19 protein-coding genes and 2 pseudogenes are annotated in these 22,642 nt (G+C 61.0%); 8 read left to right on the top strand and 13 right to left on the bottom strand.

Annotated elements, in window-relative coordinates:
- The first annotated feature begins 201 nt into the window (after positions 1-201).
- From A3AI_RS0113150 to A3AI_RS0113170, 6 genes are all read left to right on the top strand, one after another.
- A complete protein-coding gene (locus tag A3AI_RS0113150) occupies positions 202-987 on the top strand; it encodes an EfeM/EfeO family lipoprotein (protein WP_024516025.1) in 786 nt (261 codons plus the stop codon).
- Positions 984-2,363 (top strand): cytochrome c peroxidase, encoded by a 1,380-nt coding sequence (locus tag A3AI_RS0113155; protein WP_024516026.1) that lies wholly within the window; start codon positions 984-986, stop codon positions 2,361-2,363. The genes A3AI_RS0113150 and A3AI_RS0113155 overlap by 4 nt, the downstream gene beginning before the upstream one ends.
- 66 nt (positions 2,364-2,429) lie before the next feature.
- A complete protein-coding gene (locus A3AI_RS47480; RefSeq protein WP_156927751.1) occupies positions 2,430-2,708 on the top strand; it encodes a hypothetical protein in 279 nt (92 codons plus the stop codon).
- A gap of 69 nt (positions 2,709-2,777) precedes the next feature.
- Positions 2,778-4,760, top strand: coding sequence for a phospholipase C (locus tag A3AI_RS0113160; RefSeq protein WP_198030105.1), 1,983 nt, complete (start codon positions 2,778-2,780; stop codon positions 4,758-4,760).
- A 126-nt stretch (positions 4,761-4,886) separates the two neighbouring features.
- Complete coding sequence (locus tag A3AI_RS0113165) at positions 4,887-5,555, top strand: hypothetical protein (protein ID WP_198030106.1); 669 nt, start codon at positions 4,887-4,889, stop codon at positions 5,553-5,555.
- A gap of 198 nt (positions 5,556-5,753) precedes the next feature.
- The gene (locus A3AI_RS0113170) at positions 5,754-5,972 is read left to right on the top strand and encodes a hypothetical protein (protein WP_024516029.1); all 219 of its coding nucleotides are present in this window, start codon (positions 5,754-5,756) and stop codon (positions 5,970-5,972) included.
- Between the two features lie 29 nt (positions 5,973-6,001).
- Here the strand turns inward: A3AI_RS0113170 and A3AI_RS0113175 are convergent, their stop codons facing one another.
- From A3AI_RS0113175 to A3AI_RS42625, 11 genes and pseudogenes are all read right to left on the bottom strand, one after another.
- On the bottom strand, positions 6,002-6,796 hold the full coding sequence (locus A3AI_RS0113175; protein ID WP_024516030.1) for an enoyl-CoA hydratase/isomerase family protein: 795 nt from the start codon (positions 6,794-6,796) through the stop codon (positions 6,002-6,004).
- Between the two features lie 5 nt (positions 6,797-6,801).
- Positions 6,802-8,082 carry a TRAP transporter large permease gene (locus A3AI_RS0113180; protein WP_024516031.1) on the bottom strand — a complete coding sequence of 427 codons (1,281 nt, stop codon included), beginning with the start codon at positions 8,080-8,082 and terminating at the stop codon, positions 6,802-6,804.
- 30 nt (positions 8,083-8,112) lie between these two features.
- The gene (locus A3AI_RS0113185) at positions 8,113-8,691 is read right to left on the bottom strand and encodes a TRAP transporter small permease (protein ID WP_036048103.1); all 579 of its coding nucleotides are present in this window, start codon (positions 8,689-8,691) and stop codon (positions 8,113-8,115) included.
- Between the two features lies 1 nt (position 8,692).
- Positions 8,693-9,697, bottom strand: coding sequence for a TRAP transporter substrate-binding protein DctP (gene dctP / locus A3AI_RS0113190; RefSeq protein ID WP_036048106.1), 1,005 nt, complete (start codon positions 9,695-9,697; stop codon positions 8,693-8,695).
- Between the two features lie 306 nt (positions 9,698-10,003).
- Positions 10,004-11,212 (bottom strand): thiamine pyrophosphate-dependent enzyme, encoded by a 1,209-nt coding sequence (locus A3AI_RS0113195; RefSeq protein ID WP_245286877.1) that lies wholly within the window; start codon positions 11,210-11,212, stop codon positions 10,004-10,006.
- Between the two features lie 210 nt (positions 11,213-11,422).
- Positions 11,423-11,698, bottom strand: a pseudogene (locus A3AI_RS50225) (thiamine pyrophosphate-binding protein); the annotation flags it as partial.
- 140 nt (positions 11,699-11,838) lie between these two features.
- Positions 11,839-11,976 (bottom strand): hypothetical protein, encoded by a 138-nt coding sequence (locus A3AI_RS47485; RefSeq protein ID WP_156927752.1) that lies wholly within the window; start codon positions 11,974-11,976, stop codon positions 11,839-11,841.
- A 53-nt stretch (positions 11,977-12,029) separates the two neighbouring features.
- A complete protein-coding gene (locus A3AI_RS0113205; protein ID WP_198030107.1) occupies positions 12,030-12,257 on the bottom strand; it encodes a porin in 228 nt (75 codons plus the stop codon).
- Between the two features lie 108 nt (positions 12,258-12,365).
- Complete coding sequence (gene urtA, locus A3AI_RS0113210; protein WP_024516036.1) at positions 12,366-13,658, bottom strand: urea ABC transporter substrate-binding protein; 1,293 nt, start codon at positions 13,656-13,658, stop codon at positions 12,366-12,368.
- Complete coding sequence (locus A3AI_RS0113215) at positions 13,655-15,553, bottom strand: adenylate/guanylate cyclase domain-containing protein (RefSeq protein ID WP_024516037.1); 1,899 nt, start codon at positions 15,551-15,553, stop codon at positions 13,655-13,657. Before A3AI_RS0113215 ends, urtA begins: the two co-directional genes overlap by 4 nt.
- A gap of 283 nt (positions 15,554-15,836) precedes the next feature.
- A complete protein-coding gene (locus tag A3AI_RS42625; RefSeq protein ID WP_063615462.1) occupies positions 15,837-16,070 on the bottom strand; it encodes a hypothetical protein in 234 nt (77 codons plus the stop codon).
- Positions 16,071-16,456: 386 nt separating this feature from the next.
- Between A3AI_RS42625 and A3AI_RS0113225 the strand changes: the two genes are divergently transcribed.
- Together A3AI_RS0113225 and A3AI_RS0113230 are read left to right on the top strand one after the other, a co-directional pair.
- Positions 16,457-17,548, top strand: a complete 1,092-nt coding sequence (locus tag A3AI_RS0113225; protein WP_024516039.1) for a SphA family protein — start codon at positions 16,457-16,459, stop codon at positions 17,546-17,548.
- 264 nt (positions 17,549-17,812) lie between these two features.
- Positions 17,813-18,634, top strand: a complete 822-nt coding sequence (locus tag A3AI_RS0113230; protein WP_024516040.1) for an LssY C-terminal domain-containing protein — start codon at positions 17,813-17,815, stop codon at positions 18,632-18,634.
- 1 nt (position 18,635) lies between these two features.
- On the opposite strand, the gene A3AI_RS0113235 is transcribed toward A3AI_RS0113230, so the two are convergent.
- Together A3AI_RS0113235 and A3AI_RS0113240 are read right to left on the bottom strand one after the other, a co-directional pair.
- Entirely contained in the window at positions 18,636-20,963 is a 2,328-nt protein-coding gene (locus A3AI_RS0113235; protein ID WP_024516041.1) for a tetratricopeptide repeat protein, read from the bottom strand.
- Positions 20,964-21,829: 866 nt separating this feature from the next.
- Positions 21,830-22,447 (bottom strand): annotated as a pseudogene (locus tag A3AI_RS0113240) (arylsulfatase); the annotation flags it as partial.
- Positions 22,448-22,642: the final 195 nt, after the last annotated feature.

Genomic DNA, 22,642 nt, shown 5'->3' on the forward strand with positions numbered 1-22,642 from the left:
GTTGAATGTTCGCAGATTCTTTCATTGTCGGTGTTCGTCGCGTCACCGACTCCCCAGGGGAAGGATTTCGAGGGAAATCACCCCGTGCAATCCTCTCGTCACAAAACCTTAGAGAGACGCCGACAATAATGCAGCCTCACTACAAGATTGCAGTTTCGTTAGAAGACTGTTTCTGCTGTCGCGACTTGGGGATGGACGACAATGATCAATATGAGAGCAGCGGCGTGCTTCGCCCTGCTGACGGTCCTTGTCGGTGCGCGCCCGTCAGTCGCCGGCGAGCTTGACGATGCCGTCGAGCGTTACAGGCCTTATCTCATGGACGGAATCGGCGACGCACTCGCTGGGACAAGGATGCTGCGTGAGCGGGCGGCGGCAAGCGATCTCGCCGGCGCAAGAGCGGCCTGGATCGCCGCGCGTGCGGGGTGGGAGCGCTCGGAAGTCTTCACTGCCGGATTCGTTCCCGAACTCGACGCGCTGATCGACGCCTGGCCGAACGCCGACTCGGGATTCCACGCCATCGAGGCAAGACTGTTCGGCGCGGGACAGACCGACGTCGGCAAGGACGCGACCGCCCTCGTTACCAATCTCGATGATCTTCACGGCAAGCTGCGTGCGATGCCGCTGACTGCGCAGGGCCTGTTGGACGGCACGGTCCGGCTGACCTATGAGGTCGGTGAGAGCAAGGCCGACGGCGGCGAGTCGCGCATCAGCGGCACGTCACTCGACGACATGCGCAACAACGTTGCCGGCATCGATTTTGCGTACCACACGCTGTTTGCCGATGCGCTGAAGGCGATCGACGCCAAGCTCGATGCTCAGGTCGAACACCGTATCGGAGAGCTCAAAGCGGTCGTTGCCGCGCCCGACCTGCCTCATGTCGATACATTGCGGTTGCGGCGCGCCAGCGAGGAGCTGGTGGTGGCGCTGCAGGTGGCCTCGGCCCGCCTCGGCCTGCGGCGGCCCACGCTGGAGGCCCAGAGCCGATGACACGCATCCGCTACCGCTGCGCCACCGCGCTCGCGCCCACGCTATTGAGCCTTTCGCTGCTGGGATCGGCGGTCGCCTTTCCGATCGACGGTGACCAGACCGTGCTGCCGACGAGAACGGAATTGAACGAGGACGCGCTCGACAAACCGCGCGAGTTGTTCCGCTCCGAGATCACCGGCGGCAAATCCTATCTGATCAGTCTTGGCGACCTTGCCTTCAACTCGCCGAACATACTCGGCGGACCTGCACGCCAGGGCAATGTCAGCTGCGGGACCTGCCACGTCAACGGCGCCGGCAATGCCAAATTCTTCATGCCCAAGATGTCCACGCGGCCGGGCAATTTCGACACCACCGGGCCATTGTTCAATCCCAAGGCCAACAATTTCGTGCTCGACCCGGTGCGTATCCCGAGTCTGCGCGGGGCACGCTATCTGTTCCCCTATGGCCAGGACGGACGCATGGCCTCGCTGCGCGATTTCGTCCGCAACGTGGTCGTCAACGAGTTCGCCGGGCGCGAGCCGTCGTCCGAAATCCTCGATGCCCTCGTCGCCTACATCCAGGACATCGATTTCCTGCCCAACCAAAGCCTCGGTCCCACCGGACGCCTGGTCGGCAACATCAGCGAGTCCGAACGACGGGGCGAAGCGCTGTTCTCAAGGCCGTTTCCGCACGACCCCGGCCTGAGCTGCGCCGGCTGCCACATTCCGTCTGCCAGCTTTGTCGATCACCAGCAGCATGATGTCGGCTCCGGCGGACTGTTCAAGACGCCGACGCTGCGCAACGCCGATTTCAACGCGCCCTATTTCCACGACGGCCGCTTCGACACGTTCGACCAAGTGGTCACGCATTTCGACCGCGTCTTCGATCTCGGCCTGTCCGCGCAAGACCAGAAGGACCTCGCCGCCTATCTCACCGCGGTCGGCGATGGCGCCCAGCCCTACGAGCGCGAGGCGGCCGGCGCCACCATTAAGGAGATCACCGATTTCAACAATGTCCTGGCCACCGCGATACCCGCCCAGGACAAGGAGACGGTTTCGCTCGCCGTCGACACCATCGGCAATGAGCTGCGCGAGCTGACCGAGCAATATCCCGACCGCAAGGACACCAGCATTTCGGGCGGCGAGCGGCAGCGCATGACGGCGCGTAGTGCCCTGAAGGAGCTGGTGCTGACGCTGCGCCGCATCGACATGGCGGTTGCAGAAGGCCGCACCGACGACGCCGCAGCGGACTTCAAGAACTACCGCTATTTGATGGCGGCCGCCGTTCCGGCCGTGCTCGCCGGTGCGGAGCCATGGTCGCTGTTCAATCCGTCTGTACACGACTCGCACTACGCAGCGCTGCGCCAGGTGCTGCAGTCGAAGCACGTCACGCATTGACGGGAGCTAGCGTCCTCTCCGCGGTCATTGCGAGGAGCAAAGCGGCGAAGCAACTCAGATTTACGCGTGCGGCTCGCGATCGCTTTGCTCACCCTGTCACCAGGCGCGCATGCGCCGCATCGGCTCACGATGATTGCGATGCAGGCGCGCGCATCTGACGAACAGCAATACACGCCGCTGCGGCTTATTCCTGACACTCGCAAAGACTTATTTTTGCAGCAAGCGTCCGCTGCAAGATCAGCTCATGCGCCGTGTTTGAAGCGCGCGCATCGTCCGACGACTGTTCGCCGATTCCACTTCCGCAGAAATTTGGAATCGATCCAGTTTTTTCCGATTGTTTCATAGCACCGATACGTCTGCGTCATGTTGGCAGACTACACAGCGCGGCGCTAACGCAAATCTCTGAGGTCAAAAATGACGCTGAATTTTAAGAGGACGTTGCGAGCAACAACGGCACTCTGTGTTGCCTCGACCATCGCCATCACCAACGTGGCCTATGCCGCCGGGCCCGACTCTGGCCCGGCCAGCGGAACGGACGCTGCAGCCAAGCTGACAACCGCCTCTCCCATCAAGCATGTCATCGTGCTGATCGGCGAAAACCGCGGCCTCGACCACACGTTCGGCGTCTACAAGCCGAAGGGCAAGGGCGAGACCATCTACAACCTGCTCTCCCGTGGCATCGTCAATGAAGACGGCACGCCCGGCCCGCATTATCTCGGCGGCCAACAATACTCGGTCCCGGCGCAGTCGACGTATTATATCGGCGCGACGGTGGCGCAGAAGTTCGCTTACACGCCGACCAACGTGATGCCGCAGCCGAACACCAGCGGCACGCCCAGCGGGCAAAGCGACACCGGCGCTCCCTTCAAGACCATCGCGGAAGCGAGCGTCGAGAAGGACATGAACAAGGCTGACTTGCAGATCCTGACCACCGGCGCCAGCGGTCTCGCCACCAACGTGACCGACACCCGCATCCCCGGCGCGGGCTCGCTCACCGGCCCGTTCCCGCTGCAGGGCGCGCAGATCACCGATGACGACTACACCGGCGACACCACACATCGCTTCTACCAGGACTGGCAGCAGGACGATTGCAACACCAACCGCGCGAACGCGACGAACAACTCGGGCTGCATGAACGACCTGTTCCCGTTCGTGATGGCGACCTATTCGGCGTCGAACAAGAGCGAGGGCAACTCGATGGGCTTCTATAACGCCCAGCAGGGCGAGGCCCCCCTCCTCAAGACGCTGGCGGACCGTTTCACCCTGAGCGACAACTTCCATCAGTCGTTCCATGGCGGCACCGGCGCCAACCACTTCATGCTCGGCACCGGCGACGCAGGCTACTGGAGCGACGGCCAGGGCAATGCGACCGTGCCGCCCTCGAACGCGATCGCGAACCCGAACCCGGTCAAGGGCACCATCAACCGGTACACGGTCGACGGTAATTTCAGCATGTGCAGTGACGCGACCCAGCCCGGCGTCGGGCCGATCGTGACCTACCTCTCGAAGCTGCCCTACCCGGCGGTGTCAAACTGCCAGCCCAACCACTACTACATGCTCAACAACGTCAACCCGGGATACCTGCCGAACGGAGCGCTCTCGGGTGGCAGCAACCTACCGCCGCAGACGGTGAAGACCATCGGCGACGCGCTGATCACGAAGAACATCTCGTGGGCCTATTACGGTGGCGCCTATAACGACGCCGTGGCGCTCTCGGATGCGGCGGTCGCCGCCAACCCGACCAACCCGAACCTGTCGGCCGCGGCGCTTGCCGATCCGACCCACGCGCTCGGCGTGATGTACTGCCAGATCTGCAATCCGTTCCAGTATGCGACCTCGATCATGGCCAACGCCAATGTCCGCAAGGCTCATATCCAGGATACAGCCAACCTGATCTCGGCCATCAAGAACACCAACCTGCCCGCGGTGTCCTTCGGCAAGCCTGACGGCCTGCTCGACGGTCATCCGCAGAGCTCGAAGGTCGACCTGTTCGAGGCCTATGTGCAGAACGTGCTCGATGCTCTGGAAGCCAATCCCAAGCTGAAGGCCGAGACCGCTGTCATCATCACGTGGGACGAGGCCGGCGGCTATTGGGACGGCGGCTACATCCAGTCGATCGACTTCTTCGGCGACGGACCGCGCATCCCGATGCTGATCCTCTCGCCCTGGTCGACTGGCGGCAAGATCTACCACAACTACGGCGATCACGTTTCGATCCTGAAGTTCATCGAGCGCAACTGGAACCTGAAGCCGCTCTCGGATCGCAGCCGTGACAACCTGCCGAACCCGACCTACGCCAGCGGCAGCAAGTACGTGCCGACCAACAGCCCGGCGCTCTCCGATCTGTTCGACGCGTTCGACTTCTCGACTTCGGTCAACGTTCCCTACACCGAGTAACGGCTACGGGACGTGCGTAACGTGAGTTGAGTTGGCGCCGGCTGGACCTTCACGGGTTCAGCCGGCGCTGCTTTTTTGATGCTCATTGAGAACGACCAGATGTTCAAGCAGAACGGATCCAGGAAGATGTCCGCCACGCCCGGATTGCGATCGGGCCTGCTGGCGCTGATGGTTGCGTGGACGGCCGGTACGCCGAGCCGGGCCCAGCAATTCTCTGCCGAGTTGACGCGCACCCAGGATGGCGTCACGACCGCGGCGGGTCACTTGCGCGTTTCGGGCGACAAGGTCCGGCTTGACAGCCCGGACTTCCCTGACGCCTTCTTCCTGATCGACGGCTCCAAACCTGCCGCCTATCTGGTGCGCCCGGCACCAGGCGTATTCATGGATGCCAGGCAATCAACCGCGTTGGTGCGGCTGTTCGTACCGGTCGATCCAGACAATCCATGCAGGCAATGGCAGGCAATGGCGCAGGTCGCGGGACTGGCGGATCAAGGCGATTGGCACTGCGAGCCGGCACCAGCGGAGACCATTGGCGCGCGCGAGACGATGGTCTATCGCGCCACCCCCGCGTCGGGTCGTCCCTTCGTCGGCTGGATCGACCGCGTCCACAGATTCCCGTTGCGTATCAGGACCGACGACGGCGCTAGCATCACCGCCGAGAGCATTCGTAACGAGCAGCAGGCGTCAGGCCTCTTCGAACTGCCGAAGGGCGCGCGCAAATTCGATCCGCAGGCGTTGATCGAACTGGTCAAGCAGAGCGACGTCTGGGTAGCAGCGCCCGGTTCGGCGCCGTGAGATGAGCGATGCGGTCACGCATCAGCCGGCGTGACAATCCTTCCCATATTCCGGTGCATGCCAATGAAAATGTTCCCCAAATCAACGTTCAAACAATAAAAACTTGTCTTTCCGACTTGCTGCCTGGGGACGTTTGAACAATTGTCACAATTCCAATAAGAATTGCGCTGCATCGATCCTCCGTTTGCGTGCAGGCCCATGAAAATTTCCGACGTGACGTGCGCCCATTGTGGCGCGCTGTATCTGTTGGCCGAGTCCGCCTCGGTCGACAGCTCCCCTGTTGACGGCCCCACCGGCAACGAGGCCTGCACGATCTGCGGAAAGACCTTTGCGAGCCGCAGCGACGGCAAGCTCCGCGCCTTCCGCTTCGTGATGTCGCCAGCCGCGCGTTCTGCACGCGCACCGATTTCGCCGTAAGCAGCGTGGCGGGCTGATGCCGCGCCCTGCTATCTGCCCTGGAAGTTCGGCTTGCGCCGCTCGTTGAATGCGAGCACGCCTTCGCGACGATCAGCAGTCGGAATCAATCGATTGTAGGCCTCGATCTCGAACGCGAGACCATCGGCGAGGGACATCTGCAGGCCGCGATGGATGGCCTGTTTGGCCTGACGTACGGAGATCGGACCATTGCCGGCAATGCGGCCGGCGATCTCAAGCGTTGCCTGCAGCAACTCGTCCGGCGGCAGCACCCGGTTGACCAATCCCCAGCGTTCGGCCTCCTCGGCCGAGAACGGCAAGCCGGAAAGGATCAGTTCCTTCGCGCGCCGCTCGCCGATCGCGCGCGGCAAATTCTGCGTGCCGCCGGCACCGGGCATGATGCCGAGCGTCACCTCAGTCAGCGCGAATCGGGCATTGGTCGAGGCATAGACAAAGTCGGCCGCAGCAGCGATCTCGCAGCCGCCGCCATAGGCCGCCCCATTCACCGCGGCGATCACGGGAATGGGACAGGCCAGGATCGCACGCAACATGCGCTCGAAGACGAGATGCTGCGCCTGCCACGTCTCGTCCGTCATGCCGTTGCGCTGCTTCAAGTCGCCACCAGCGCAGAACGCCTTGGCTCCCTGCCCGGTCAACACGACCGCTCTCAGCCCCTCGAGATCGACCGTAAACCGCTCGAACAGTTCCATCAGGTCAAGGCCCATCTGGGTGTTCAACGCATTGGCCGCCTCCGGCCGGTTCAAGGTGACGATGAGGACGTGGTTGTCGCGCCGCTCGACGGTGATCGTCTCGAATTCGCTCCGCATCGGCTCTAGTCTCCGTATACCGCGTGTGGCAGCCACAGCGTCAGGGCGGGCACGTAAGTGATGATCATCAGGACGATCAGCAGCAAGATCAGGAACGGCAGAACGCCACGCACGACCTCACCAATCGGCGCGCGCGAGATCGTCGACAGCACGAACAGGTTCAATCCGACCGGAGGATGGACCAGCGCGATCTCCATATTGTGGGTGAAGATGATCGAGAAGTGCACCGGGTCGACGCCCAGCGCCGGCAAGACCGGCGCGAGCAGCGGCAGCACCAGCAGCAGCGTTGCGATCACCTCGAGAAAGCAGCCCAATACGAGCAGCAGCACATTGATGGTCAACAGAAACTGCCAGGGCGCCAGATTGCGCGCCAAGACCCATTTAACGAGCTCGGCCGGAACGCCCGAGGCCGTCATCCAGTGGCCGAACGCCAGCGCGGCGGCGACGATCAACATGATCGCACCGGCACTTTTCAGCGCGTCCGCAACCACCCACAATGTTTCCGACCAATGAAAACCGCGGTAGTAGACGAGGCTGACCATGAGCGACACCACCGCGGCAATGGCCGCCGCTTCGGTCACGGTGACGATACCGCCATAGATACCAATGAGTACGATGACCGGAACGATCAGGGCCGGTATCGCCCTCACTGTGACCCGCAAGCGCTCGGCCAGCGGAAGCTTCGGCTCGACAGGGAATTTCCGCCGTCGCGCGTCATACCAGACCCAGCAGAAGAACACCGCAGCCTGTAACAGACCGGGCAATAAGCCGGCAAGGAATAGGCGCGGCACCGACTGTTCGGCAACGATGCCGTAAAGGATGAGCGCCAGGGACGGCGGGATCACGATGCCGATGGTGCCCGACGCGCCGACCACCCCCAGCGCAAAGCTGCGCGGATAGCCCTTGTCGATCATCGCCGGCAGCAGGATCGTTCCCATCGCGAGCGCAGTCGCAACCGAAGAGCCCGAGATCGCCGCGAACAGCGTGCAGGCCACGACCGTCACGAGGCCGAGCGAGCCCCTGATACCACCGAGCCAGGCGGCGGATACGTCGACCAGCGCCTTGGCGACACCACCATGGCGCATGAAGGTGGCCGCCATGACGAACAGCGGCAGCGACATCAATGTCGGTGAATTGAGATGATCGATGACAATCTGCGCGACGCCGACAAGCGGCTCTCCGGACGCGATGTAGAGAACCGCCGCGCACAGTCCGAGCACCAGGAAGATCGGCATTCCGACGGCCAGGAGGCCGAAGAACAACAGCAACAACAGAATGACCGACATGACTGCTGTGCCCCGTCCGCCCCAACGCGCTCAGTCTGTCGCTGGCGGCAACGCGCCCGATCCGCCGGTTCGTTCATGCTCGGGGATATGGCCGACGGTCATCGTCTCGGAATCGAAGTAGAAGAGGTAGCGGTACAGTCTGGCCAGGTAACGTCCGGTCATCAGCAAAGCCCCGGTCGGGATCGCCGCGGAATAGAGCCACATGGGAAACTGCAGATCCGACGAGCTGCGCTCGTCCAATTGCCAGGAGGTCGCAACGATGCTCCAACCATACCAGGCAAGTCCAATGCAGAACACCAGCGCAGCGATGCAGTTGAGGACTTCCATCCATCGCTGCGCACCGGCAGGAACGGCTCTGAGCACGAGATCGGGCCGCACGTGTCCGTCCGTGCGCACCAGTTGCGATGCTGCAAGCATGATGCCCCAGACGATCAAATAGACGATCACCTCCTCGGCCCAGGAGATGGCGTAGCGCGGAGCGATATAACGGCCTGCCACTTGCACCAGGCCGACAAGCATCGCCGAGAGGCCGAGCAGGCCGATGAGGAAGCGCTCGGCCTTGTCCCACCACGCGTCACGCAACAACGGTTTGCTTTCGGAGGATTCCATCTCAGCTGTGACTGCCGACGGCATCGTTCACGAGCTTGACCATGTCGGTCGAAAGCTTGGCGTCGCGGATCAGGTCGGCTTGCGCCGCGATCATGCGCTTGCGGTCGGCGGCGAATTGTTCTGGCGTGGGGTCGACGAAGGTAACGCCGTGCGACGTCATCGTCTCGCGCGCGTCGGCCTGCGATTTAGCCGACATCGCCCGGTAACCCTCAACGTTGTCCGACCAGACATCGCGCATCAGCTTTCGCTCCGCCTCTCCGAGCTTCGACCAGAACGCGTCGCTGACCATGGGGATGTAATTGGCGAAGAATTGATGGTCGGCGTAGGAATATTTGACGCCCGCCTCCCAAAGTTTGGCCGAAGTGCAGCTCTCGTCTGAGCTCACAAATCCATCGAACGTCCCTTGCGACAGCGCGAGCGGAACGTTGGGCCAGGGTGTCACGTTGGGAATGGCGTGGACGAAGCCTATGCGCCAGGAAATGCCCGCACCTCCGGGGCTGCGGATCTTCAGTCCGCTGAAATCCTCGAGCGTTCGAATCTCCTTTTTCGTCGTGTACCAATTCTCGTTACCGAGATCGAGCCAATGACCGAGAATGTGCGAGCGCACCTTGGCCTCGATCTGCTTTTCGACGAGTTCTCCGGGAGGGCCGTCGACACAGCGGCGAATGACATCGATCGGCTGGCCATAGAGGGCGGGCAGCTGGGCATAATCCGCATCCGGGACCAGCCCGGTGATGGTCCAGGTGCCCGGAGCGGCCATGTCGACCTGCCCCTGGATCAACGCCTTGGACACGTTGAGATCGGCGAACAACTGGCCGGAATGAAACACTTCCGACTTGATCTTGCCCTTGCTCGCCTCGTCCACCTTGGCCAGATAGTCGACAATCGCCCGATTGCGCGGATGCGATGGCGCCGTATCAAGCGAGCAGCGCAACTTGATCGCATCGTCCGCCCAGGCGTTGCGGAGCAGGTAGGGCATCGCCAGCGCCCCTGCTGCGCTCCCCATGAAAGCACGCCGATTCCATCTCGAAACCATTGCTCTCCTCCCGACGATCTTTTCGCGCTTTTTCAACGATTGCGCCGCTGGCGCCAATTTACAACCAAATTCAGGCGCCCACGCTATCGTCCATTAGGCCAAACGACCTTTACCAATCGGGTATGATGCTGCGGTGCGGCCGACCCAGGCCGCTGACCTGGTGTGGCACATCTCAGGGAAAACATCGGGGGCTCAACCCGCTTTTGAACCCACACGGCCTGCGCTGGCGACCGGGGGTCAGCATCGCGCAGGTATCGTCCATGACGCGGCACATGATCATCCGCCTATCACGGCTGCGATGGCTTCCCTTATCTTGGCTTTGGCGTAGCCCGTGATCTGCTCGAATTCGAGATGCGGAATATTTGGCATCTCATCCGATGCAACAACGCAATCGACGATCGCCGGCCCCTCGCAGTTCAGCGCCTCGACGATCGCAGCAAGCAGGTTGTCCGGCGTTTTGGCTGAAAAGCCTTTCGCTCCGCAGGCTCGCGCGAGCGCGGCAAAATCGGGATTGGGAAATTCGATCGCTTCCTTGAAGGGGACGATCCCAACGCTTTCCGCTTCCAGCGTGATAAGGCCAAGTGCCGCATTGTTGAAGATCACGACCTTGACAGGCAGCTTGTGGTGAACGGTTGTCATGAATTCGCCCATCAGCATGTTAAAGCCACCGTCGCCGGTCAGCACGATGACCTGTCGGCCTCGATCAAGCGCTTGAATTCCATTGGCTTGACCGAGTGCGGTGCCGACGGCCGCATTGTTGAACGAGCCCACAATTCGTTGGCTGCCGCTTTGCCGAATCCAGTTGCCGGACCAAAGCGTGTTCAGGCCCGTGTCCAGAACAAACACCGCATCCTGCTTTGCGAGATCGCTGACGGTTCTTGCTACGGCCTGAGGGTGAATCGTGTGCTGGCTCCTGCTCGGATTGGCCTGCCGGTCCAGCATGTCATCCCACCTGGCCCGCTCCTTGTTCACGCGATCGAAGAAAGTCGCATCATTCTTCGGCTTCAGCTTCGCCAGCAGAAGTTCCAGCGTAGGTCTGACCGACCCGACGACCGCATAGGAGGTTCGCGTTCTTCGACCTAACGCAGCCGCGCGCTCATCGACCTGCACGACATTACCGTGAGCGGGCAGGAAGTTTGAATAGGGATAATCCGTTCCCAGCATCAGAAGTAGATCGCAGTGCTGCACAGCGCTGTAAACCGGTTCAGTGCCGATCATGCCAAGCCCACCCATCCATCGCGGATCATCGTAGGGCAGGATGTCTTTGCCACGCACCGTATGGACCAGCGGCGCCTTCAGCCGATCTGACAGTTGCCGCACCAGGTCGGCGGCGCCGTGGCAGCCGAAGCCACACATTGCAACAACGTTGCGTGCCTCATTGATGCGGCGAGCCAACTCATCAACTTCCGCTTCTCCAGGCGACACCTCATTTCGCGGCCGCAGTGTCGCAAGACTCGTCGGCGCGCCATGCGCCGCTTCCCACAACACATCCTGCGGAAGCGTCAAGTGCGCGACGCCGGGCCCCGCATAGGCTGTCGCGATTGCCTGGTGTACCACGCTCGCGGCCTGTGCAGCCGACGAGATGGTCTGGGTGTAAAGCGACACATCGCGGAACAACAGATCAGGCTCGCTGCTTTGAAAAAACTCGATTCCCTTCAGCCGCCGCGGCATCTCGCCAGAAAGCGCCAGCACCGGCGCATGATGGCGGCTTGCTTCATAGAGTCCTGCAACAAGATGATTGCTGCCTGGGCCCGTGGTGCCCGCGCAAACCGCAAGCCGGCCGGTCAACTGCGCTTGGCCGGCTGCTGCAAGTGCCGCGCCTTCCTCATGCCGGACTCCGATCCATTCGATGTCGCTGCGCCGAACTGCATCCGCCAAGGGATTGAGCGAATCGCCGATCAATCCAAAAATCTGCCTCACGCCGACCTGCTCCAACACGTCGACAATCATTTGTGCCACTGTCCGAGACATGAGCGTTCCTTTCGTTCCAACGACTGCGACATCTGGCGCAATAGACTCACCGAACCGCGCGAATTGCGCTAGTAACTTTCGTGTGCCAAAGGCGTTCTGCGCGTTGCTCTGGGAGATTTCTCGCCTGTGAAAGCGAAATCTCACGGCTCGCAACGCGGCTTGACATCTTTTTGCATGCTCGGCGTCGTGTCGACCGCTATCTTTCCGTGCAACCGGGCAATATAGCGCCTGGATTTACGATCGATCTCGCGCACAACAATCGCGGCGAATGTCCCCATTTGCCGATGGCTTCCGCCGCTCGCGAAGCATTTAGACAGTAATTGTCCAGCTCTCAACGCGGCCGGACGGTGCCGCCGATATCGACAGTGACAGAGCCGCCGACCTTCATGCAGCTGTCAGTGCCCTCGATTTTCACAAAACCGGGACCAAACGCGGCGCAGCGATTATCAGCGGCGCTCTTTGCAGGCGGAAGCCGATCAAGGGGAGTGGCGTGATCTGGCTTCGGGCGCTTGACCGGATCGGCCAGAACCGCTGAACCCGACAGGACGGCGACGAGCATGGCGAGGAAGCAGGTCCGCATTGCCGCTCTTTATCGCCTGCCGGCTGATTTCGCCACCGACTTTTGATCGGCGTCGGCGCGCACGATCGGAAAAGACCGTCGAGACCGTCACCAATCCTTGAATCTCGGCTCTATGCACCCCCCGCAGACCCAGGGAAAGGTCCAATCGGCCGTACGCTTGGCACTATCGGGGATATACCTGCTCCACGCATCCGCCCTGACAGGATTGATCGACTGCCAAATGACGTCGAAGCTCCCGGCAGAATTGATTTTGCCTATCATGACTGGCTTGGAAAGATGATGATTGGTGTTCATCACCACCTCGAAGCCGCTCGGCGCCTTAATTCTTTGACCGTACATGGCCTGCCGGACTGCATTTACCTCGGTGGTGCCCGCCTGGGCAACGGCTTGCGCCCACATCCTGAAGCCAATGAAGGTGGCCTCCATCGGGTCATTCGTTATTTTGTCCCGTTGCTCGGTGAAGTCCGCCCACATTTTCACGAACGCTTCGTTTTCTGGCGACTTGATCGTGTGGAAGTAGTTCCAGGCCGCGAGGTGCCCGACGGGGAAAATGACCGCGTCGAGCAATTCGCGCTCGCCAACGGAGAAAGCCATGACTGGAATTGCATTGGCGTCTACCTGTTGATCTGCGAGCTCCCTGTAGAAGTACGTATTCGCATCCCCGTTTATGGTTGATATCACCGCAGTCTTTTTTCCCGCCGAGCCGAAGGCCTTGATCTTCGCGACGATGTCTCTCCATTCGGAATAGCCAAATGGCGTATAAATCGTCGTAATGTCGTCTTGCGACACCCCCTGCGCGGTGAGATACGCATTCAGTATCCTGTTGGTCGTGCGCGGATAGACGTAGTCAGTACCGAGCAGAACCCATCTGCGAACTTCTCCTCCTTCCTTGCTCATCAGATATCGAACGGCGGGGATTGCCTGCTGATTCGGCGCTGCTCCGGTGTAGAAAATGTTGCGCGAGCTTTCTTCACCCTCGTATTGCACCGGGTAGAAGAGCAGTCCGTTCAGCTCCTCGAAGACTGGCAGAACGGATTTACGGGAGGCGGAGGTCCAGCACCCGAACACGACCGCGACTTTTTCGGTCGCGAGCAGCTGGCGGGCTTTTTCCGCAAAGACGTCCCAGTCGGATGCCGGATCTACGACGACCGGCTCCAGCTTCCGTCCGAGCAGCCCACCCTTCGTGTTTTGGTCTGCTATCAACATGAGAACCGTGTCCTTAAGTACCGCTTCGCTGATTGCCATGGTGCCGGACAGAGAATGCAGAATGCCGATTTTGATGGTATCTTCGCCCGCGCCGGCCGCGCGAACGAAGGCGAGCAGGAACTGCAAGGCGAGTAGACCCAGCACGATACCCCGTGAGATCGAAGCTGATGTCATGTCGCCGTCCCCACGAGCTCGAAAATACGGGTTTCCCTGGTCATCCCCTTGGCAACGACCGATTCGAAGGCTCTGAACTGGAAGCAGTGCCGAACGCGCAAATAGACGGCTTCGCTCACAAGGATAGCTGTCCCAAATTGCTTGTTTACGCCTTCGAGGCGCGCTGCAAGATTCACCGTATTGCCGAGCGCCGTGTAGTTCATCCGCTCGGTTGATCCGAGGTTGCCGACCACGGCCTCCCCGACGTGAATCCCGAACCGGGTAAAGAACGACTTCAGACCCTCGGTTTCAAACTCGGCGTTGAGCTTCTCGCCTGCCGATCTGGCCGCAAGGGCTGCCCGGCAGGCTCGCTCGACGTGGTCTGGCTGTGGATTGGGCGCGTTCCAGAACACCATCACGGCGTCGCCAATGAACTTATCGATTGTTCCGCCTTCGGCGAGGAACGCGTCGGTGAGCACGGAGAAATAGCGCGACGTTTGGTGCATGAGGATGTCGGGGTCGGCAGACTCCGCGATGGTCGTAAAATCCCGAACGTCGGTGAAGACGACGGTGATCTCCTCTCGGACTCCACCAAGCTCCGTGGAGATGGAATTATCGACGACCCGCTGGACGAGCTCTTTGGGGACAAAGTGGGCGAATGACCAAATGGCTCGCTGCGCGAGCGTCATCGCACTACCAAGCTCGTGAAGCTCCCTGATGCGCGACGGGACCGGTGAGGGGCCGGGCTCGGCGAGCGTCTGAAGCTTAACGGCCTCGGCCGTGATCCTTTTCAGGGCCCGGGACATCCCATTGCCGAATATCCAAACGATCGGAAGGAAGGCGGCGCTGGCAATTGTTGCCAGAACCAGTCCGGTGAAGTGGAGCCTCCTCACATCTTTGGCGAAGTCTTCCTGGGCCGCCAACAACATGATGCCTGCACTGTACTGGTCGCCCAAAGCGAACTTCACCACCTTGAACAGATAATCCCGCCCTTGGTCATCACGGATACTTCCATCGTACTGGTCGCGTCCCCGTGACCTCCGCAAGACGGCCGCCACAATCCCGGACTTGATCTCCTTGATGTTTGGCAATTGCGGTTCGGATGGATGTGTCAACGCACTGACGATGAATTCGGCAAAATCCGGGTGGGCTATGAGCGCACCAGTCGAGTCGAACATCACGACGATTCCGTGCTCTCCGGGGCGTTGCGCCTGAACGAAATCACTGAAGGTGTCCAGCTTGAGATCGGCAGCAAGGACGCCGGGCACTTTGCCCCGCAAGGGCGCGCTGACCGTGATCACCGGTGCGCCAATGCTGAACGAAAGATAGGGCGACGAGACCAGCGACCGGTCGGCTTTCATCGTGTCGCGATACCAGGACCGCCTGCGGGTGTCGTATCCGTATTTCCATAGATCGATTTGTCCGACCTCGTTGCCCTGCTGATCCTCAAAGATACGCCGCATGGGCAGCTGGCCGTCAGGGGTGGGACGAACCAGGTTGATCGCGGTGCTGGCGCCAGGCGTCGCACGTAACCTCTCGCGCTGTTCATCGTTGAGCTCGCCGATGCGCCGCACCTGCAACCAGGCGCCATTTTCGAAGCCGGCATAAACACTGTCCAATTGAGGCAGCTCCTGCAGGACGGCCTTGAACAGGGGAATCGCGGGGCCGGTCTCGGTCCTCTCGTTTGAATCGGCCAAGCTGGAACTCGTCGCCAGCACATGCACCAGGGAAGCCAGAGCAGTCAGCTGCGTCTGAAGCCGCCCGAAGGCTTTCGCACTGGACGCGTCCATGTAGGCAGACGCCGCGTCCTGGGTGGCCCAGCGAAGAGCCCGGTCCTGAATCGCGATCAGCAACGTGGCGAGAGCGACGACAAACGCCATCACCGCGAACGTGATTGAAGTTCGAAATGTCAACATCCCGCGTGCTCTTCAATTGCAAAGGATGCAGCTGCCAAGTCTCGTCGCGGGGACCAAACTCGTCCGTCGGGCTGAGGGCCAAGAGCAGGCCCCCCGGCGCCCCAGTTGGGCCACCCATGCGATCTGAACCTAAGGCCGAGTTTGCATGCAGCACTATGCAGCTTCGGCAACATTGGATGACTGTGGTCTAACGGTCATACGCCAACAACGACGATACAGTCCGCTTCAGGTCGAAAGCGCCGCCTCGGCTGATGACAGCTCCCGGCCCGAGGTGCTGAAAATGCTATCGAACCAGCTCAACCTTCGCCGCGAGATCCGGGTAGCGGCTGATGCGGTAGGTGGCGTTTTCGCATTTCAGGACCCATACATCGTGGTCCGGCCGGGACTGCTTTGCGTCGCGCGTCGCCCGTTGCGGCTTGTCGCAGGCGAACCCCTGCGTGCGGATCTGGGCTGCCAGCACGTCCTTGGGCGTTTCCCCAGCCGCCAGGGCGGTGGGCAACAAATGAGTTTCGCTCAATAGCGCCCCAACGGAAACAACGACAGACAGAATTGCGGGGTATCGACACGCTGCCATGGCAGGCGCTCCACATCGACTGCATCCGAAAAGTTTGCGGCCAAACCGGCCAAGTTTGTCCACTCTACTGACTTTGCGACGATTGACCATACACCGCTATGCAGAAACGGCGGATGAGGCTTGAGCCGCAGCCGACGGCTCCAGCAATTAGGCAGCCCGGCCGCCGACCGTGATGCCGAAGACACAGTTGTCCAATAAGCGCACGAGGAGCCGCTTGTTTGCCGATTTTGCATAGACGTTTCGGGGTGATGTCCATCTTATTCACAGGTGTCCGAATCCGACTATTTGGCGCTCGCAGCAGAGCGTCGGGGAAATCAGGGAGCCGGCGGATGCGGTGGATTCGATCGAGGTCAGGGCTCAGCTTTTTACAGCGAAATCTGCGTCTTGGAGCAATTGCCGCTCTGCTGGCGCTTCCTGTTCAAACCGCTCGCGCCGATGAAGGCGGCGTCAGCTTCTGGATCCCTGGATTCTTCGGCAGCCTTGCGGCTACCCCTTCGCAGGCCCCTGGATGGTCCGTCACTTCAATCTACTACCATGACACGGTCTCCGCCGCGGGTAACGTGGCGCTGGCGAGAGAATTCGAGATTCGCAACGTTCCTGGCAGTCTGACGGCCAGCTTCACCGGCAACGTCAATGCAAGCATAAATGTTGACTTGATGGTCCCGACCTACACTTTCGCGACGCCGGTCTTGGGTGCTCAGGTCTCTGTCGCACTCTTAGGACTGTACGGCGCCAACTCGACCTCACTCTCGGGAACGCTCGCAGGGACATTGGCAGGACCGCTCGGCGGCACTGTTCCATTCTCGCGCACCGATGCCATCAACAGCAACATCGTGGGATTTGGCGACCTGATCCCATTCTACCAGATGAAATGGAATGCCGGCGTCAACAACTACATGTTTTACGTCACCGGAGACATCCCGGCCGGCATGTACGACTCGATGCGTCTTGCGAACTTGGGTATCGGGCACTGGGCTTTCGATACCGGCGGTGGCTACACCTATTTCGACCCAAAGACCGGGCATGAATTTTCGGCGGTGCTCGGATTCACATACAACTTCATCAATCCGTCTACCCAATATCAGAGCGGCGTTGACATGCACCTCGACTGGGCCGCGTCGCAATTCCTGACCAAGCAGTGGCAGGTCGGCCTCGTGGGTTACCTGTATCAGGAGCTCGGTTGCGACAGCGGCTCCGGCGATCGCGTCGGCTGTTTCCAGTCGCGGGTGGTCGGCGTCGGCCCGCAGGTCGGCTACATCTTTCCGATCGGAGACAAGCTGCAGGGCTATCTCAACTTGAAGGCTTACGGCGAATTCGCCAACGAAAATCGTCCAGCGGGCTGGAACCTCTGGTTGACATTCAATCTTTCGCCAGCGGCAGCAACGCCGCCCACGCCTTCTAAGCCCATGTTCACGAAGTAGAGGCGCCGGCTCTCGCGTGAATTCATTGCTTTGCGCGGGCTGCGAAGACCATCGATCGGGGTTTGTTGCAACCGCTCGGGACAACGCGCGGGTCGTTCAGCATGCTCGATGGGGCATCACGGCTGAACGTTATGACAGCCGTCGATATATCTCTTTGGAGCCGAGCCACACTATCTTTGAAGGCCCTATGGCGCAGACGTGCTCCGCCAGACGGCCACGCTAATGAGGTCCATACCGCACTAAGCGAAGCGTCAGGATGCGGCCATGAAGCGGATTGCGGGCAAGCGACGATGGTGGATTGTCCTTGCGGGTGTTCTTGCCGTCTACCTTGCTCTTGCTTACGTCGTCTTGCCGCGTTTGTGGAGTCATCACGAACACGAGCCAGGTCTTGCTTCCCTGCCAATGGTGACGCGCACGGCGAGCGATATCCCGGGTGACGCTCTCAATGTGGGGCTCGTCGGCAGCAAGGAAGACGTTGTACGTGCGATGCAGGCGGCGGGCTGGTTTCCTGCTGATCCGATCACCTTGCGAACGAGCATCGAGATCGTCGGCAGCGTCGTCCTTGACCGACCCTACCACGACGCGCCTGTCAGTCCGCTCTATTACGAAGGAAAGAAGGAACAGCTTGCGTTCGAGAAGCCCGATGGCAGGAGCGCGGACCGGCGGCATCATGTCCGCTTCTGGCAGGTGCTGGATAAGGGGACAGACGGTCGCCCGGTCTGGCTCGGTTCGGTTACCTTCGACCGCCGGGTCGGCCTGAGCCACGATACAGGGCAGGTGACCCATCACATTGCACCCGACATTGATGCCGAGCGCGACCTGCTGATGCACGATTTGCGCGACGCCGGAATGGTCCAAAACTTCTTCCAGATTTCCGGAACCGGCCCGACCCTGTTCGGCCGAAATGGTGAGGGCGATCCGTATTACACGGACGGCGAGATCTACATCGCCACCCTGGTGATCGATGGCGCCAGGAGCAGCGAACCGCCCGCGACTCTGCCTCCGCCGCCTCTGATCGCCGCGAAGGACGAGGTATGGCACGGGATCGGCAACGTGATCAGTCCGCAATCATCGTCTGTCCGCTGATCTATTGCTTCAAGCGCGCGCGGAGTTCGTCGGTGAGACGAGCCAGATTACGATCGTTCGGAACAATGCGGGAAAGTTGCTCGGCATATTGAAGAGCAGCAGCGATATCTCCAGCATCGCGGCTGAACGTCACCAGAGCCGACAGGGTGTCGCGATCTTCGGGATGCTGAGCCAGGTTCTCTTTCAGGACTTTTATCGCTTCATCGACGCGACCCGACGAATGCAGCGCCACCGCATAAACATAGGCGTATCGAGACCGCTCGGGCTCAAGTCCGGTCGCTGTGCGGAATTCGGCCAGCGCGTCATCTGGCCGTCTCTCGCGGGTCAGGGTGAGCCCGAGTGCATGGTGCAGTCCTGCGTCCCGGCCTGACGATCCGATCGCCGTCCTCAGCACGGCCTCTCCATCACCATCCCGGCCAAGCTGCCGATACAAATCCGCCAGATTGATCGCTGCCGGCGCGTATTGCGGGCTAAGCTTCAGCGCCGCCTTGTATTCCTTCTCTGCTTCGCCGGTGAGCCCGCGCCGCGCATAGAAATTTCCGAGCGTCGCCCGGGATTCCGGCCGATCCGCATTGAACTGCTGTGCGGCAATGAACTCGGCGGCCACCCGCTCGAAGGCTGCGCGATCGGCGGCGGGTTGATTGGCAGTCGGCACGGCCGCCAGCACCGACACCGCCCTGATGCGAACGCCGCGGCTCGGGTCGGAAAGCAGCGGGGCGACGACGGGCCAGAGCCGGTCGCCCGGCAGTCCGTCGAGCATGTCCAGCGCGCCGATGCGAACCATCGGATCCGGATCAGCCAATCCCTTGCGGGCGAGATCGATGTTGGCTGGCGAAACCCGCGCATGTAGTTCGCTCAGCGCACTCGCCCGCGCGATCGCCGGCGTTGTCGCGCCGGCTGCAACCAGCGCAAGAAGGGCTGCGGCATCGGGACGGTCGGCCCAGGATGCCTGCAATGCCTCGGCATAATTCTGGAAGCCCTTTCGAACCGGCCCGTGCCAACGCGCGATTGCGTCGGCCGCCCATTGCGCGGATTTGTCGGCATGACAATCGTTGCAGGCGTTTGGCGTGCCAAGCGTCACAGAGATATCAGGCCTCGGAATTCGGAAGCTGTGATCGTGCCGCTTGTCGATCACCATGTAGGTACTGACCGGCATATGGCACGATACGCAAGTAACCTTTGGCGTCACGCCTTCGTGTCGGTTGTGTGAGGCAACTTCGTATTTGTCGGAGGCGTGGCACTGCAGGCAGACGCCGTCGCCTTCAGCGCGGAGCTTGGCTGCATGTGGTTCGTGACAATCGCTGCAGGTGACGCCGGCCGCAAACATCTTGCTCTGCTTGAACGAGCCGTAGTTGTAGACCTCGTCGAGCATCTGCCCATCAGCGTGATAGAGGCCACGGGCAAGAGGTGAGACAAGGTGGGTGTCGGATAACGGCCGCCCTGGAATCCAGTCCTCGGAAAACTGTCCACGTCGCGCATGGCACAGGCCGCAGGTCTCGACCTCCCGGCGCGTCGCTGCCGGCGCGGCACTGCGTTGCGGATTGCCGGTCTTTGGATCGCGCTGCCAGGTGACGCCATCCCGTTCGTTCAGGAAGACGGCGAGCCCCTTGAGAGGGTCTCGATCCTTCCCGAACGGCCACCAGCTCCGCTGATCGTCCGCCCATTGGACGTGCCGTGAGCCTTTGCCATGGCAGGCCTCGCAGCCGACGCTGATTTCCGCCCAGGTGGTATGGAAGCGATTATTGGCCGCATCGTAGTTCTTCCGCACGCCTGTCGAATGGCACTCGGCGCACATGAAATTCCAGTTCTGATTGAGTTTGGTCCAGTGCAGCACGTCGTCGTGCTTGATCTCCTCATTGGGATAGAGATGAAACCAGCGCTGGCCGCCCTGGTCTTTCGGCCGGCTGTCCCAGGCGATGGAAAGCGCCTGGATCCGGCCATCCGGGAATTCGATCAGATACTGCTGCAAGGGTTCGATGCCGAATGTGTATTTCACCTCGAAGGTTGCAAGCGTGCCATCGGAACCATCAGTCTCGACGAAGAACTTGCCGTCAGTTTTGAAAAAACGGGAATGGACGCCGTAATAGTCGAAACCGGCGTTGTCGAAATCACCGAGCACGGAAGCTGCACTGGGGTGCTGCATGGCGCGCTGGTGCTGGGATTGCTTCCAGAGCGCCGTTTCGGTCTGGTGACATCCGGCGCAAGCTTCGCTGCCGACGAATACAGGGGCAGACGCCACGCTCGTGGTCCGCAGCATTTCCGGCAGGCCGAGTCCGCCACTGGCGAACAACCAGGCCAAACCGCCAACCACGACAGCTGCGATTGCCATGAGTACGGCTACGCGCGGCATCGACCTCCACGGGTGAACGGGTTGGTTCCTGGCGCCGCCGGTTTCAGTGCTCGCTGCGATCCCGGCGGGCGACGATTTGACGGACCGCCTCTTGTCGCTTCTGCCGTTCCGTCCCTTGTTGCGCGGCACTGGCTCTGCCTGTCAGACCTGCCGAACTGCTTCGAAGGGAAGATGACCAATCCGGCCAGCGCGAGCTATGCAGTTTCGGCAATTCGCTCCCTTCACCGCTCTGGCGCCGTCCGTGACGGCGCCAGAAAGGCACGTTGATTATCCTGGTCCTAAACCCGCACAAGTGTTTCGGATGCAGTCCTGATAAACACCCCGACACTCGTAGGACGGTATCTTTTTCTGATGAAGACAGTCGCGATATCGCGCACGACAGGTATTTGTGCATTGCTGTCTAGCCGTCTGGGCTGCCGCGAAGGTGCGAGAGGCGAGATCGGCGTCGCGCGCATTGAGTGATTCAATATTCAACGACAAAAGCGCCGCGAAGAGCAGGGAGACGACGGCAAACGGCCGCTTGCTGCATTTCATGACCGAACTTCCTTTAGCCGCGATGCGAGTGTTGCCTTCATCGTGCTCTCCCTGAACGATTAGAAATCGGAGGGCGACCGAAGGTACCCAGAAGGCGTTTCATGGAAGGAAGGCTGGTCGAAATATCCCGGACGCGCTATGCGCATTCGGCAAACCCCGAAGAGCAGCCACGCCGGCGGAAGGTTGGCCGAAGCACATCTTCCGGGCCATGCGCCCCCAGCAAGCGCTGACGTCTCCGTCACTACCCCGAAAAAAGAGGCGGGCGCCCGCCAGGAGCGCCCGCTTCATCGCATCATTTTCGTCGCAAGAACCTAGTCGCTTGCCTGGCTGGCATTGGCCTTTTTGACCTCCTCCAGGACCTGGCTGAGGTTATAGGACTCCGGCGCCTGCAGCGGCGGGAACTTCTCGTATGAGGCCAAGTGCGCCTCCCATAGCCGCTGACCGATCGGCAGCATGTTCCAGTCGTACTGCATAGCGGTCGCTGGGGCGCCGAGTGCGCCGCCCAGACTCATGGCCGATTTCTGGTCGATGCCAACGTTCTGTTCGAAGGGATCACGCTTGATGTTCTGGACCAGGGTGAAGTGGAATGGGATCAGCGGCATGAGCCAACCCGCCGGGCCGGGCTGCGACATCGTGTAATACATCTTCCAGTTCTTGTAACGCACCGCAGACGGTGTTGCGCCCGAGAAATAGAAGAAATGGTCGCGCGCCGATTTCTCCGACTTGCCTTCGAGGTAATCGCGCTGGTCGAAGCCATCGAGGGTCGTCTTGACGATGCCGGGGTACTTCCCCGCCTCGATCTGCTGCTTCAATTCATCGCCTTTGGGCCCACCTGCGATATCGACGAAGGTGGGCACCCAGTCGAGCGCGGCGAACAGCTGGTTCTTCACTGTGCCCGGCTTGATGACGCCCGGCCACTTGATGACGAGCTATGGCCGAAACTGGGTGATGACGGGTTGAGAGAGGCGGCGTATCGAGGCGGGTGTCGAGCCTGCCAGAACCTCAAGGAGAGCGATACGCCATGACCGAGACTACCAACGTTTTTGCTTTTCGTCAGCCCTCCGCGGTTGACGATCCACTGACCGATATCCTCCGCGCCGGGGCGCGCGACCTGCTCGCCAGGG

The sequence above is a fragment of the Bradyrhizobium sp. Tv2a-2 genome (assembly GCF_000472425.1).
Taxonomy (GTDB): Bacteria; Pseudomonadota; Alphaproteobacteria; order Rhizobiales; family Xanthobacteraceae; genus Bradyrhizobium.

Bases quoted from the DNA above. Each gene is read 5' to 3' on its own strand.
- A3AI_RS0113150 (WP_024516025.1), top strand. From the start codon at position 202: ATGATCAATATGAGAGCAGCGGCGTGCTTCGCCCTGCTGACGGTCCTT.
- A3AI_RS0113155 (WP_024516026.1), top strand. From the start codon at position 984: ATGACACGCATCCGCTACCGCTGCGCCACCGCGCTCGCGCCCACGCTA.
- A3AI_RS0113160 (WP_198030105.1), top strand. From the start codon at position 2,778: ATGACGCTGAATTTTAAGAGGACGTTGCGAGCAACAACGGCACTCTGT.
- A3AI_RS0113165 (WP_198030106.1), top strand. From the start codon at position 4,887: ATGTCCGCCACGCCCGGATTGCGATCGGGCCTGCTGGCGCTGATGGTT.
- A3AI_RS0113170 (WP_024516029.1), top strand. From the start codon at position 5,754: ATGAAAATTTCCGACGTGACGTGCGCCCATTGTGGCGCGCTGTATCTG.
- A3AI_RS0113175 (WP_024516030.1), bottom strand. From the start codon at position 6,796: ATGCGGAGCGAATTCGAGACGATCACCGTCGAGCGGCGCGACAACCAC.
- A3AI_RS0113180 (WP_024516031.1), bottom strand. From the start codon at position 8,082: ATGTCGGTCATTCTGTTGTTGCTGTTGTTCTTCGGCCTCCTGGCCGTC.
- A3AI_RS0113185 (WP_036048103.1), bottom strand. From the start codon at position 8,691: ATGGAATCCTCCGAAAGCAAACCGTTGTTGCGTGACGCGTGGTGGGAC.
- dctP (WP_036048106.1), bottom strand. From the start codon at position 9,697: ATGGGGAGCGCAGCAGGGGCGCTGGCGATGCCCTACCTGCTCCGCAAC.
- A3AI_RS47485 (WP_156927752.1), bottom strand. From the start codon at position 11,976: ATGGGGACATTCGCCGCGATTGTTGTGCGCGAGATCGATCGTAAATCC.
- A3AI_RS0113205 (WP_198030107.1), bottom strand. From the start codon at position 12,257: ATGCTCGTCGCCGTCCTGTCGGGTTCAGCGGTTCTGGCCGATCCGGTC.
- urtA (WP_024516036.1), bottom strand. From the start codon at position 13,658: ATGACATCAGCTTCGATCTCACGGGGTATCGTGCTGGGTCTACTCGCC.
- A3AI_RS0113215 (WP_024516037.1), bottom strand. From the start codon at position 15,553: ATGTTGACATTTCGAACTTCAATCACGTTCGCGGTGATGGCGTTTGTC.
- A3AI_RS0113225 (WP_024516039.1), top strand. From the start codon at position 16,457: ATGCGGTGGATTCGATCGAGGTCAGGGCTCAGCTTTTTACAGCGAAAT.
- A3AI_RS0113230 (WP_024516040.1), top strand. From the start codon at position 17,813: ATGAAGCGGATTGCGGGCAAGCGACGATGGTGGATTGTCCTTGCGGGT.
- A3AI_RS0113235 (WP_024516041.1), bottom strand. From the start codon at position 20,963: ATGGCAATCGCAGCTGTCGTGGTTGGCGGTTTGGCCTGGTTGTTCGCC.